Genomic DNA, 13,041 nt, shown 5'->3' on the forward strand with positions numbered 1-13,041 from the left:
GAGCAGGTCGGGCTGAGCGCCCGGCTCGGCCACCTTTTACATGACCTTCGCATCCATTGCCGAACGCGCAGGTGCCGGTGGCACCCGGACCTCGCCCTGTGTATGCATGCCGTCCGGACGCGCACCCGCGTCGCTGCAACCTCAAACCCGACAGCTGGCGGAATGAAGTACTTCTACAACTCCTTCCTCGTCACCTTTCTCGGTCTGATCGCTGGCGCCTGGCTCGGCTGGGACCAGAGCGGCACCCTCGCGGGCGTCCTCACCACCGTCTTCATCGTGGCGGTGCTGGGCGTCCTGGAAGTGTCGCTGTCCTTCGACAACGCCGTCGTCAACGCCACCGTACTCGAGCACATGGACCCGGTGTGGCAGCGCCGCTTCATCACCTGGGGCATCGCCATCGCCGTCTTCGGTATGCGCATCGTGTTTCCGGTCGTGATCGTGGCGATCATCGCCCGCATAGGCCCGATCGATGCGGTGATGATGGCCGCGACCGATCCGGACGAGTACTCGCGCGTGCTGACGAGCGCCCACGTCTCGGTGTCCGCGTTCGGAGGCTCGTTCCTGGCCATGGTGGGCCTCAAGCACTTCTTCGATGCCGAAAAGGAGGTGCACTGGATCTCCGTCATCGAGCGGCCTCTGACCCGCCTCGGCCGCATAGCGTCCGTCGAGCTCGGCCTGTGCATGCTGCTTCTGTGGGCGATCGGACGGGAGCTTCCCGAACACGAGCAGATGACGTTCATGGTCTCGGGCATCTTCGGCCTTCTCACCTACATCGCGGTCGATGGGCTGTCGGCCATTCTCGATGCGGAGTCGGCCGCAACGGCCGACGTGGCGGTCCGCTCCGGCTTCGCCTCTTTCATGTACCTGGAAGTGCTCGATGCCAGCTTCAGCTTCGACGGCGTGATCGGCGCCTTCGCGCTGTCGAACAACCTCTTCATCATCGCGATCGGCCTCGGAATCGGCGCGATGTTCGTACGCAGCCTGACGATCATGCTGGTGAACAAGGGAACCCTGACCCAGTACCGCTACCTCGAGCACGGCGCCTTCTACGCCATCATCGCGCTCGGCGTCATCATGTTCCTGAAGACTCTGATGCACATCCCCGAGGCGATCACGGGCCTGATCGGCGCCAGCTTCATCGGCCTGGCCTTCTGGGATTCGGTGCGGCACAACCGGCGGCAGGCCAGAAGCCAGCTCGGCATCTGATCGACTGGCGGCGTCGCTGCGCGCCAGCGACGCGTGCGTGACCGTCAGGGAACGGCGGTGCCGTCGAAGAACTGCTTGGCCAGCAGCCAGGCATCCTGGCCGATGGCAGCCCCCATCGTCCGGCCGGCGTAATCGTCGGCCCATACGTGGATGCCCGAGAGACGGCGCGAGATGCCGGCGTCGTCGGCCGCATCGAAGTAAGTTGCCCACTGCAGCGAGATGTCCTCGGCAGGGCCTGCCTCGAACGCCAGGCCTCCCTCGGGCACGTGCACCTCGTGAATCCCGCCAGGGAAGAACGAATCGCCGGTGATGGCCGTCATCACCTCGGCGGCGGCACGGCTGAACGTGCTGTGGCCCGAGACGTAGCCAGGGAACGCCGGGGAGACGAAAGTCGACAGCTGGTACGGCACCCAGTCGATGGCGCGGATCCAGTCCGCACCCGCATACTGCGTGTCGGGATTGGCGGGATTGCCGCCCCAGGCAAGGATCGCGATCTGCCCCTCGTTTCCGGCAAGATGCGCATGCCGCTCTCCGGGCGCCGTCGTCAGCGGCGTGATCAGCTCGACCAGCCCCGGCTCCAGCGGCAGGCCTTCGGGGTCGTAGTTGTCGCTCATGGGGTCGGAGGACTGTCCCTTGCTCGCCATGTAGCGGATCATCGAGATGGGCCGCGGGTAGTCGTAGACGCGCTTGACGTTCCAGGCGGCCACGGCCGCGTCGTGCAGAGCGCCGTTGAGAGCCAGATACAGCTTCACGTCCCACTCCAGCTCCTCGATGAGCGGACCGGCTCCTTCGAACCGCCGCTCGAAATCCGGATGCGACGAGACCTCGTTGGCGATCGTGTTCCAGTGTCCTGGAGGCGTCTCGGACGCCGGACCATCGGCCCAGAACTCGGCCGTCACTCGCGTCCAGTCCGCACGCCGCACCACGTTGGCGGCATAGGGTGCGCCTGTGGCCGGATTGAGCGGATGTCCGGTGCCGTCGTCGGTGCCCAGGCTGCTGTTGCCGCGCGCGCCGGGCGAGATGTCCATCGTCGTCGCGTCGCCGCCGTCGACGTGGCTGCTGTAGCGGATGACCTCGAGCACGGCCTCCTTGAACTCCTCATCGCCGACGCCGCCGAGGTACGGAGGGTCGCCCGGATCCTGGTAGACGTCGGTCGGAAGCGCGCGGGTGAGCGCGAACGGAGCGACGTCGCCCCAGTGCGGGCCGAGGAAGCTCTGCGTATTGCTGGCGATCGGCGTGCCGTTTTGCGCCAGGATCACCGACAGCGTCAGGGGCTGCCAGCGATTGGGATCGTCCATGTCGGCGCCCGGCTGCTGGACGATCAGCGGCTCGTTGACCGGCGCGTAGCCCGTCGTGTCGTTGTAGGCGGCGCTTTCGTTGGAGCCGTCGGTCACGCCGTAGTCGATGACGGCCTGCCCGATGCGGTTGCCGACCGCGACGGGGCCGTCTCCGGTGGTCGTCGTATCGGAGGGATCGTAGCCGTAGACGGCCATGCGGTAGTCGAACAGCGTATGCGCGGTGAACGCTGCTATCGAGGATGCGAACCGGTGGCGCAGGAGCCGGTAGGCTGCGTGGCTGATCGCCTGGTGCCTCTCGCTCTGCAGATCGAACACTGCCGGCGTCTCGCTGACGAGGTAGGGATCGCCGGAGCCGTTGTACGCCACCCATGCATCGTACATGGCCACGGACAGGTGGAAGAGGTTTCGCGCATGCACGGTCGGCCGCGGCGTGTCGCGGCGAATCGCTTCGAGCAGCGTCTCGTCCCACACGTGCGCGACCGACTCGGCCGGCGGCGCAGGAAAGAAGCAGGAGCCGTTGACGGCCGCGTCGTCGTAGAGATCGCACAGACCTTCGACGTCGTCGGCCACTCCGAGGCCTTCGCATTGCGCGCACGATGCACGCTGATCGATGCACGCGGCCAGCGCCGAAAGCGCGACGCCCGCGCAGTCGCCGGGCGCCGCATCGGCGACGGCCGTGCCCGCGCAGGCCGCCGAAATCGAGCTCTGAGCCTTGGCGACCGCCTTGGCGATCTTGCCCTGCGGGTCCGTGTCGAGGCAGGTGCTCTGTGCAATCCCATTGAGGAACTGCGCGCTCTGCAGCCCCTTGTCGACGCAGCGCTGATGCTCCTTGAGCCGGACCTTGAGGATCTGCGCCATCGCCTTGGCAATGGCCGTCTGACACAGCGCACCGCCGGGATCCGTGCTGGCGTCCAGGATGGCCGCGTCGACGTCTGCGCCGAACACGGCCTCGACGGGGACGACCTGCTGATAGCCGGCCACGACGTCGGCGGCCGAGCGTGCGCCGAAGCTCGGCGCGGCGGCGCACCGCGAATCCTGCGCCGCCTGAACCTTGGCGGCAGCGGCGGCAATGCGGCCGTCGGGGTCGGAGGACAGGCACAGGGCGGCCGAGCCCGCGCCCTCGGTCGCATCATCGATGCATGCGACCATGTGCTTGCCGACCACGCCCGACAGCTTGGCGCCCGCCTTGTGGAGGGCGTTCTGGCAGGCCTGCTGCGCCGAACTCTGCCGCTGCGCGAGCGCATTGGCCGGCGCCAGCATCAGCGCGAGCAGACCAATGGCAAGCAGACTTTTGGAACCTCGGAACGGATGTGAAGACACGCCGCAGCCCCCCGTGCGTAGGAGACTCCCCATACCACGGGCAAGGTGGTGCACGGAAGACGGCTTCTTCGTCCCGGCCGAGGTCGGCGGCGCAGTGCGCCCCCGCGCCGGCCGCGGCGGCCGATCGTGGCTTCAGCCGCGCGCGAGCGCGCCGTACGCGGCGGCCGCGAGGCGATCGCTGCCGCAGGCTAACGGCCTGCGGCGATGATCGCCGACAGCTCGAAATAGCTCTCGGTCGTCCCTTCCTTGTCGCCCAGGTTCACGTACCAGCCCTGCTCGCCGGGGAAGCGGGCGCTCGGCAGCGCACAGTAGGTCGCGTGCTCGAGCTGCATGTCCACCATCGTGATCGATGGATTGTAGCTGACCTCGTAGTCGAACCCGTACTTGGCGCCCGGGAAGGGGTGCGTGGCGTACATGAAGTTGTTGATCCACACCTTCCAGAGCTCGTTGTTGGTGTCGTAGATGTCGGTGAACGGGATGCGATAACTGTCCTGGTCCAGATAGATCACGCGCTTGCCGTAGGCGTACTGCGGAAACTTCGCCTTGCCCTCCACCACCCAGACCTTGCGCGGCTCCCACGCACTGCTGTGCATGAAGTCGCCCGACGGCTCCTGCCAGGCCACCGGAATCTTCTCGGCGTGGAACGACCCCAGCAGGGTCTTCTCGCCCAGATACTTCCAGTTGAACCAGCCGACGTTGCCCGCATAGCCCGCATAGCTGTCCTGGTCGGTGTCCTGCCCGAACAATGCATCGGACCGCTGCGCGCTCGACAGCCGGCGCACGCGCCGCAGCTGCGGCAGATACAGCCACGTATCGTCCTGGCGGGTATGATCGATGTAGCGGTTGAACGTGAAGCCGGTGCCCTTGAGATCGAAGGGCTCGATCAGCGGATACAGCGCTTCCTTGTATCGCACGTTGTCGCGGTTGGGCATCTCCGGCTTCGGATCCACCTGGACGCGCTCGCGGAAGTAGAGCCGGCGGATGTGATCGATCAGGAAGTGCCGCTCCACGCGCACCGGATCGCCGCCCTTGCCCACCGCGCCCGTGTCGCAGTCGAAGTTGCGCAGGTCGAGGTCGTCGACCGCAATGGCGGCGTTGAAGTTGAACATGTGCTTGGCGCCGGCCTGCGGGTCCTCCGGCGACACCGTCGTGAACGGCAGACCCGCCACGTGATTGATCAGGTGCGTCGAGTCCGGGGAGATCTTCACCTGCGCCGAATACTGCTCGGTGGCGGCGACGAAGGGCGGCGGCATCTCGACCTTCTTGTACGGGCCGACCTTGATCTCGGCGCCACGCTCGACGATCCATTCGATGGAGGGGCTGATGACATCGCTGTACTCCTTGACGTTGCCGGCGTCGATGACGGTCCCCGGCGGAGGGACGCCGGCTTCGGTCGACGGCGCCACGAACGCGGCAAAAATCAGGGATGCGATAAGAAGCGGGCCGGTGGTCGGTCGGCCCGCGCGGTTGGGCGGCTGATTCACGCGAGTTCTCCTTCTGAAAAACACGGGCGCGCCAGGGTCGGTGCGAGAGCGCGACCTCTGGTCACGTGCCTCGGTGACACTCCTGGAATAGCTGCATCTTTGAATGCCCATGCCAGGTTGGCAATGGGGAGATGCGCGGGTTGGGGGGCGCGCCCGGCCCGATTCGAACGGGCGACCTACGGGTTCGAAGCCCGGTGCTCTATCCAGCTGAGCTACGGGCGCGCAATCGTTCGGAAGCTAGAAAGGACGCTGCGCGTTGGCAACGCACGCCCCTCACAGGCGGACGAGGATCGTGACTGCCACGCCGAGAGCGAGTCCCCACATCACGTCCTTCTCGGTCGCCGAGGCACGGCTCGGAAGGATCTCGAGCGCGACGGCCCGCAACACGAACAGCACGCCCAGGACGCCGATGGCCCACAGCATGCCCGGAAGATCGTCATTGCCGCGCGCGCGGCTGGCCTCGCGCGACAGATGAAAGAGGAAGGCCAGGATGCCGGCAACCCCGCTGATGCGAATCAGACGAATGACGATCATCGCGGGCTCGGGCCTTGGGCGTGGCGCCGCGTCGGCACGGCAGCGGACACTGTCAATGGAAAAGGCGAAGGACGCCCGGTCGGCGCCTACTCTTCGACGACTTTGGCCGAGGCGGCCAGACGCAGGAGCTCGGCCTTCTCCTTGTCGCCCGATGCGGCCAGCTTCTCCCAGTGCCGCTGACGCCACGGCTTGAGCACGTACTCGTCGAGGAAGATGACCAGAAAGCTGAAGCCGAGGACGATGACCGTCGAGCTCCATATGTCGAGTTCGTACATTCGCGCGTCTCCTGAGTGCTCCGGCAGTGGACCTGCGGCGGGACCGCCGGCGGGTCGCTCCTCTTAGTCGCCGACCGCTGCAATGTCCATGCGGGATCAGCAGTTTTTTCCGACCGGCGGATCCTGGTGCTCGCCCTGCAAGGCGGCCGCAGTGCCGTGCAGCGGGCTCAGGCGCCACTGCCGCGTCGAATGGCTCCCTTCCCGAAGCGGCCGACGATATCGTCCAGCGCCTGGTTGAGCGCCTTGCTGCGCCGGTCCTCCTCCCCTTGGAACAGGCCGAGCTGGACGGGGCGCTCGCCGTCCAGGTTGCTGATCTGGACGCCGATCAGCCGCACCGCCGTCCGCTCGGCCTCGGCCCGCCACAGCGCGATGGCCGTCTGGGCGATGGTCGGGCCGTCGTCGGTCGGCCGAGGCAGGGTCTGCGCCCGCGTGAAGAGCTTCCATTGTGCCCGCGGCCCCGATGGCCGCCATTTCACCGTGACGGTGCGTCCGGCCAGACCGTCGGCGCGCAGCCGGCGTGCGACGGTCTCGGCATGCGCCAGGATGGTGGCCTCCAGCAGCTCCGGGTCCAGCGCGTCCTCGGGAAAGGTGTTCTCCTCCCCGTACGACTTGCGGCCGCGGTCGGCTTCGACCGTCCGCAGGTCGTCGCCGCGCGCGAGGCCCTGCAGCAGCGGCGCCCACGAGCCGAGCTCGCGCTCCAGACGCTCGCTGTCGAAATCGGCGAGCTGGCCAATGGTGGCGATGCCCAGGGAATGAAGCCGCTTCTCGGTGGTCGGCCCGACGCCCCAGATCTCGCCCACCGGCAGCGGCCGCAGGAATGCGTCCGCCTGCTCGGGCGCGACGAGCAGCATCCCGTCGGGCTTGGCACGCGCCGAGGCGATCTTGGCGACGAGCTTGCCGGGGCCTCCGCCGACCGACACCGGCAGCGCGAGCTCGGCTCGGATGTCGCGGCGGATACGCTCGGCGATGGCGGCCGGTGGCCCGAACAGCTTGCGGCAGCCCGTCACGTCCAGATACGCCTCATCGAGCGACAGCGGCTCAACCAGCGGCGTATAGCGATAGAAGATCTCACGCACGGCAGCCGCGATGCGGCCGTAGTGCGACATGCGCGGCGGCAGGTAGACGCCCTGCGGACACAGGCTGCGGGCCTTGGCGGTGGGCATCGCCGAGCGCACGCCGAAGCGCCGCGCTTCGTACGAGGCGGCGCAAACGACGCCGCGGCGGCCCGTGCCGCCGACGATCACGGGCTTGCCGGCCAGCTCGGGCCGGTCGCGCTGCTCGACGGACGCGTAGAACGCATCCATGTCGGCATGAAGGATTGCAGGGCTGGAGCCGCGTGGTTCGGTCGAATTGCTCAGCGCAGCAGCACCAAAGCGATCAGCCAGCTCGAGATGAAAACCGAGGCGATCAGCGACAGGCCCACGAAGCGCCAGAACAGCGGGCTCGGCCATGCGAAGCGCGGATCGCCCAATGTCGAGCTTCGCGGCGACGAAGGCCGAAACGGCGCGTGCAGGCGCCGGACGACGGGATCGTTCCCGCCAATGCTGCCGAAGCGGCGGGCCGAAGACGAAAAGGTGCTACGACTTCTACGGTCCATGGCGTCACCCCAAGAGGTTGGGTCGGTCTGCGCCCCCGAGCCGTGCGGCCCCCTTACATAAACACCAGATCCCGCCCCGGTGGAAGACACCCTGCGGGGTAAATGCTGCTACGTCCGCACAGGCAGAGACAGCAGGCCGTGTGCCCGAGTCATCTTCTCCCGGATCGGCACCTGGAACGGGCACGCGGCCTCGCATGGCGCCGAGCACGAGGCACAGATCGAAGCGCGCCGGTCCTGCGGCAGCCGGTCGTACTTGAGCATGGCCAGGCGCTCGCTGCGGTAGCTCTCGAAGTACATGGCGTAGCGCAACACGTCATCGATGGGCAGCCCCGCCGGGCACGACTCCAGGCACTCCCCGCAGCCCGGGCGGCAGTACTCGCGGGCGATGGTCCGCTCGTACTTCTGCAGCAGCGCCAGGTCTTCGGGCTGCAGCGTCTTGCCGGATGCGTACAGGTACTCGTCGAGCTGCTCCTTGCGAGAGATCGACACCACCAGGCCGCTGACCTTGGCATTGCTGTGCACCCATTTGAATGCGGCCTGGGTAAAGCTGTTGCGCTCATCCGGCGTGAAGTCGGCAAGGGCCGTATGATAGGCGCCCTTGAGCGTCTTCATCGCCACGAAGCCGACGCCGCGGGCATGCGCCTTCTCGATGATGTTGCCGAGCTCGGGCCAGCTCTCGAAGTTGTAGGCGACCATGATGACGTCGAAGCGGTCGCTGTCGATCGCCGCGTTCATCACGGTCTCGAGGTTGGGCGTGTGGCTGGACACGCCCATGAAGCGCACCTTGCCCTGCTCCTTGAGGCGGTCGAACGCCTCGTGGAACGTCGGCGCCATCAGCCGCTCCAGATCATCGCAGGCGTGGATGTGGCACAGGTCGATATAGTCGGTGGACAGGCGCTTGAGGCTCGCTTCCACCGCTTCGATGATGCTGGCCACGCTGGCGTCGGCGGGCAGATGATCGCTGGTTGTACAAAACTTGGACGCGACGAAGACCTTGTCGCGGCGCCCGGCGATGCCCTGCCCCACCACTTTCTCCGACTCTGCGTCCGAGTAGTCGGGCGACGTGTCGATGTAGGTGATGCCGCGATCGATAGCCTCGCGAACCACGTCGGCGCTGCGCGTGTGCGCCGTGCCGAAGGAGATGTCCGACATCTTCCATCCGGTGCGGCCGAGCGTGCGGTAGGCCTGCACGCGCGAGCCGGTCCATTGACGGAGAGGCGTCTCTGCCTGCGTTGGCGCGCGCGGAATCAGGAAGTACTGGGTGCCGTACTTCTGAAGGACGCTTCCGAGGCCAAGAAAGCTCGAGAACAGGCCGGCGCGGCGCAGGAAGTCGCGACGGCCGTGGCCGGAGGACGTGCGCGGGTCGGCGACAGCCGGCGCGCAATCGCCGCTGGCGGGCTTGCGCTTGCCGGTGTCGTCGCCTTCCACGCGCGTCGTCTCCGTTCAGGTCTGCTCGTTGTCGGGCTTGGGCTTGGGCTCGCCAGGCTTCTTGTCGCCGGGCTTGGCCGGATCGGCCGGCTTGGCCGCGTCGCCAGGCTTGGCCGGCTCGGCAGGCTTGACCGCCGGAGCCGCGTCGGGCTTGGCGGGTTCGGCCGGCTTGGCAGCTGGTGTCGGTGAAGGCTCGCCAGCCTTGGGAGCCGTAGCCGCCGGAGGCGTCGACGTCGCAGGCTTCGTCTCCTCCGACTTCGTACAGGCCCCGACGCCAAGGATCAGCGCCGCAGCCAGCGAACCGGTAAGGATCCTGTTGGACATGTTGTTCCCGGACCTCCTTCTAGGGCCCCGCAGGAGTTGCGGGTCCACGACTTCTAGCATCGAAGCCAGTCAGGCCAAACAGTTCCGCACATGGGTCTGTGCCCGATGAGCATCAGCCCCGTCTCCAGGTCGTGCCGCCGGCACCGTCCTCGAGCACGATGCCCTGCGCCAGAAGCTCGGCGCGGATCTCGTCGGCGCGTCCGAAATCTCGACGGGCACGCGCGGCTGCGCGCTCGCCGATCAGCCCTTCGATCTGCTGGGCCGAAAGGCCGGCGGCCGAAGCCGCACGGGCATTGTACTCGCCGAGGAATTCGCTCGGCACGCGCATCAGCAGGCCCAGGCCCTTGCCGGCCGAGCCGATCAGGCCGGCGGCCTCGGCGGCACGCGCAATGTCACCGGCGTCGAGCGCCCGATTCGCCTCGCGCACCGCTTCGAAGATCACACCGACCGCGCGCGCCGTATTGAGGTCGGCATCCATTGCCTCGAGGAACGGCCGCGCGCCGGCGGACTCGAAATCGTACTGCGGAATCTCGGCACCGGCCTCGGCCACGCGCGCCAGTGTCTCGTACGCCCGCACCAGCGCCTTGGTGGATTCCGCGATTCCCGTCGGGCTGAAATCGAGCGGGCTACGGTAGTGGGTGGACAGCAGATGAAGGCGCAGCCCTTCGGCCTCGACCTCCCGCAGCACGTCCTCGATGGCAAAAGCGTTGCCGAGCGACTTGCTCATCTTCTCCTGATCGATGCGCACGAACGCGTGATGCACCCAGTACCGCACGAAGTCGGTGTCGAAGGCGCCGGCCGACTGCGCCAGCTCGTTCTCATGATGCGGGAAGATCAGATCCTCGCCACCGCCGTGGATGTCGAAGAGGCGACCGAGGTAGCGCATGCTCATCGCCGAGCATTCCAAATGCCAGCCCGGGCGTCCCTCGCCCCATGGGCTCGGCCACGCCGGCTCGCCCGGCTTGACCGCCTTCCACAGCGCGAAGTCCATGGGGCTCTTCTTGCGCTCGTCGATGTCGACGCGCGCGCCGGCCATCATGTCCTCGAGGCAGCGGTGCGAGAGCGCGCCGTACGGCTTGAACGCTTCGACCGAGAAATAAACGTCGCCGTCGCCGACGCGGTAGGCGATGCCCTTCTCTTCCAGCGCCGCGATCAGATCGACCATGTCGCCGATGTGATCGGTGGCCTGCGGCTCGATGTCGGGCGGCAGGCAGCCCAGGGCCGCAACGTCACGATGCATCGCCTCGATGTAGCGCGCGGTCAGCTCGCGAAAGTCCTCGCCGTTCTCGAGCGCCCTGTTGATGATCTTATCGTCGACGTCGGTGATGTTGCGGACGAACCGGACTTCGAAACCGCGCCAGCGCAGGTAGCGCACCAGCGTATCGAAGAAGACCAGCGAGCGCGCATGCCCGACGTGGCAGCGGTCGTAGACCGTGATGCCGCAGACGTAGAGCGAGACCTTGCCCGGCTCCAGAGGCTCGAACGGCTCTTCGCGGCGCGTGCGCGTGTTGTACAGGACCAGGCCCACGTGCGTCCCGCCCTACTCTTCGCTCTCGCGAAGACGTGACAGCACGGTGTAGTCCTCGAGCGTGGTCGTGTCGCCCTTGCTGTCGCGCCCGGCGGCGATGTCGCGCAGCAGCCGGCGCATGATCTTGCCGCTGCGCGTTTTCGGCAGCGCATCGGTGAAGCGGATGTCGTCGGGTTTGGCGAAGGCGCCGATCTCCTTGCCGACGTGGCTCTTGAGCTCGGCCTCCAGCTCCATGCTGGCGCTGTGGCCGGGGCCGAGCGTGACGAAGGCGGCGATGGCCTCGCCCTTGAGATCATCGGGCCTTCCCACCACGGCGGCCTCGGTAACGGCCGGATGGCTGACCAGCGCGCTTTCGACCTCCATCGTCCCGATGCGGTGGCCCGAGACGTTCATGACGTCGTCGATGCGGCCCATGACCCAGAAGTAGCCGTCCTCGTCGCGGCGCGCGCCGTCGCCGGCGAAGTACATGTCGCCGTAGCGCGACCAGTAGTTCTGCACGTAGCGATCGGGATCGCCGTAGACCGTGCGCAGCATGCCCGGCCACGGCCGCCGGATGACGAGGAAGCCGCCCTGATTGACGCCGACCGCGTTGCCTTCGGCGTCCACGACCTCGACGTCGATGCCCGGCAGCGGAATCGTGCACGAGCCGGGCTTGGTGGCCACCGCTCCCGGCACCGGGGAGATCATGATTCCGCCGGTTTCGGTCTGCCACCAGGTGTCGACGATCGGGCAGCGGTTGCCGCCGATCTTTTCGCGGTACCACATCCACGCTTCGGGATTGATGGGCTCACCCACCGTGCCGAGCAGGCGCAGGCTGGACAGATCGTGCGCGGCCGGATGCTCGTCGCCCCAGCGCATGAAGGAGCGGATGGCGGTGGGCGCGGTGTAGAGAATGGTGACCTTGTACTTCTCGATGATCTCCCAGAAGCGGTCGGGCCTGGGGGTGTTGGGCGCGCCCTCGTACATGACCGTGGTGGCGCCGTTGCTGAGCGGTCCGTAGACCAGATAGCTGTGCCCGGTGACCCAGCCGCAGTCGGCGGTGCACCAGTAGATGTCGTCGTCGCGCAGATCGAAGACCATGCGCGAGGTCTGGAAGACGTGCGTCATGTAGCCGCCGGTGGTGTGCACGACGCCCTTGGGCTTCCCGGTCGTGCCCGACGTGTACAGGATGAACAGCGGGTGCTCCGAATCCAGCGGAACGGCCTCGGCGACGGGCGCGGCATTGGCGACGGCGTCGTGCCACCACACGTCGCGGCCTTCCTTCCAGAGCACGTTGTTGCCGGCACGCTTGAGCACGACCACCTTTTCGACGGTCGGACATTCGTCGGCGGCCGCATCCACGATCGCCTTGAGATCGAGCACGCTGCCGCGGCGGTAGCCGCCATCGGCGGTGACGATGAGTCTTGCCTGCGCATCGTTGCAGCGGTCGCGCAGCGCATCGGCCGAGAAGCCGCCGAAGACCACCGAGTGCGTCGCGCCTATGCGAGCGCACGCCAGCATCGCGATCGGCAGCTCGGGCACCATCGGCATGTAGATGCCCACGCGATCGCCGCTGCTCACGCCGAGGTCGCGCAACGCGCCGGCGAAGCGGCACACTTCGTGGTGAAGCTCTTCGTAGGTCAGCGAGCGAGTGTCGCCCGGCTCGCCCTCCCATAGCAGCGCCGTCTTGTGCCGGCGCGGCCCGTCCAGGTGACGGTCCAGGCAGTTGTGGCTGAGGTTGGTCGTGCCGCCCAGAAACCACTTCGCGAATGGCGGCTTCCACTCCAGGACCTGCGTCCAGGGCGAGAACCACGTCAGCTCGCGGGCGACCTCGGCCCAGTAGCCTTCGGGATCGGCGGCTGCGCGTTCGCGCAGGCGGTCGTACTCCTGGCGGCTGCCGATGCGCGCGCCCGACGCGAACTCGGCAGGTGGATCGAAGAGACGCGACTCCTGAAGGAGAGACTCGATGTTCTGCGACATAGCGCTCCCGGTCTGCGGATGGTGTGGCCGGCGCCGCTCGCGTGCCGCATCCGAACGGCGCCGCTGCCGCCCGGCCTCGGACCGGCTC

Annotated in this window: 10 protein-coding genes and 1 tRNA gene; 1 reads left to right on the top strand and 10 read right to left on the bottom strand. The window is 67.3% G+C overall.

The genetic code is table 11. The features are described from left to right. The first annotated feature begins 162 nt into the window (after positions 1 to 162). Positions 163 to 1,206, top strand: coding sequence for a DUF475 domain-containing protein (locus VEC57_01775; GenBank protein HYB97839.1), 1,044 nt, complete (start codon positions 163 to 165; stop codon positions 1,204 to 1,206). Positions 1,207 to 1,250: 44 nt separating this feature from the next. Here the strand turns inward: VEC57_01775 and VEC57_01780 are convergent, their stop codons facing one another. From VEC57_01780 to acs, 10 genes are all read right to left on the bottom strand, one after another. After that, a complete protein-coding gene (locus VEC57_01780; protein ID HYB97840.1) occupies positions 1,251 to 3,764 on the bottom strand; it encodes a vanadium-dependent haloperoxidase in 2,514 nt (837 codons plus the stop codon). A 248-nt stretch (positions 3,765 to 4,012) separates the two neighbouring features. Continuing rightward, a complete protein-coding gene (locus tag VEC57_01785; GenBank protein HYB97841.1) occupies positions 4,013 to 5,308 on the bottom strand; it encodes a DUF1329 domain-containing protein in 1,296 nt (431 codons plus the stop codon). 148 nt (positions 5,309 to 5,456) lie between these two features. Next, a tRNA-Arg gene (locus VEC57_01790) sits at positions 5,457 to 5,530 on the bottom strand. A 51-nt stretch (positions 5,531 to 5,581) separates the two neighbouring features. Beyond that, the gene (locus VEC57_01795) at positions 5,582 to 5,842 is read right to left on the bottom strand and encodes a hypothetical protein (protein HYB97842.1); all 261 of its coding nucleotides are present in this window, start codon (positions 5,840 to 5,842) and stop codon (positions 5,582 to 5,584) included. 86 nt (positions 5,843 to 5,928) lie between these two features. Further along, positions 5,929 to 6,117, bottom strand: coding sequence for a hypothetical protein (locus tag VEC57_01800; protein ID HYB97843.1), 189 nt, complete (start codon positions 6,115 to 6,117; stop codon positions 5,929 to 5,931). Between the two features lie 167 nt (positions 6,118 to 6,284). Next, positions 6,285 to 7,502: a DNA polymerase IV gene (locus VEC57_01805; GenBank protein HYB97844.1), complete on the bottom strand. Its 1,218-nt coding sequence runs from the start codon at positions 7,500 to 7,502 to the stop codon at positions 6,285 to 6,287. 320 nt (positions 7,503 to 7,822) lie between these two features. Beyond that, the gene (locus VEC57_01810; GenBank protein ID HYB97845.1) at positions 7,823 to 9,142 is read right to left on the bottom strand and encodes an aldo/keto reductase; all 1,320 of its coding nucleotides are present in this window, start codon (positions 9,140 to 9,142) and stop codon (positions 7,823 to 7,825) included. A gap of 15 nt (positions 9,143 to 9,157) precedes the next feature. Beyond that, complete coding sequence (locus tag VEC57_01815; protein ID HYB97846.1) at positions 9,158 to 9,466, bottom strand: hypothetical protein; 309 nt, start codon at positions 9,464 to 9,466, stop codon at positions 9,158 to 9,160. 112 nt (positions 9,467 to 9,578) lie between these two features. Then, complete coding sequence (gene cysS / locus VEC57_01820) at positions 9,579 to 10,994, bottom strand: cysteine--tRNA ligase (protein ID HYB97847.1); 1,416 nt, start codon at positions 10,992 to 10,994, stop codon at positions 9,579 to 9,581. A gap of 12 nt (positions 10,995 to 11,006) precedes the next feature. Continuing rightward, entirely contained in the window at positions 11,007 to 12,953 is a 1,947-nt protein-coding gene (gene acs / locus VEC57_01825; GenBank protein ID HYB97848.1) for an acetate--CoA ligase, read from the bottom strand. Positions 12,954 to 13,041 lie beyond the last annotated feature (88 nt).

This window comes from Candidatus Limnocylindrales bacterium, assembly GCA_035626395.1.
Lineage (GTDB): Bacteria > Desulfobacterota > Binatia > UBA1149 > CAITLU01 > DASPNH01.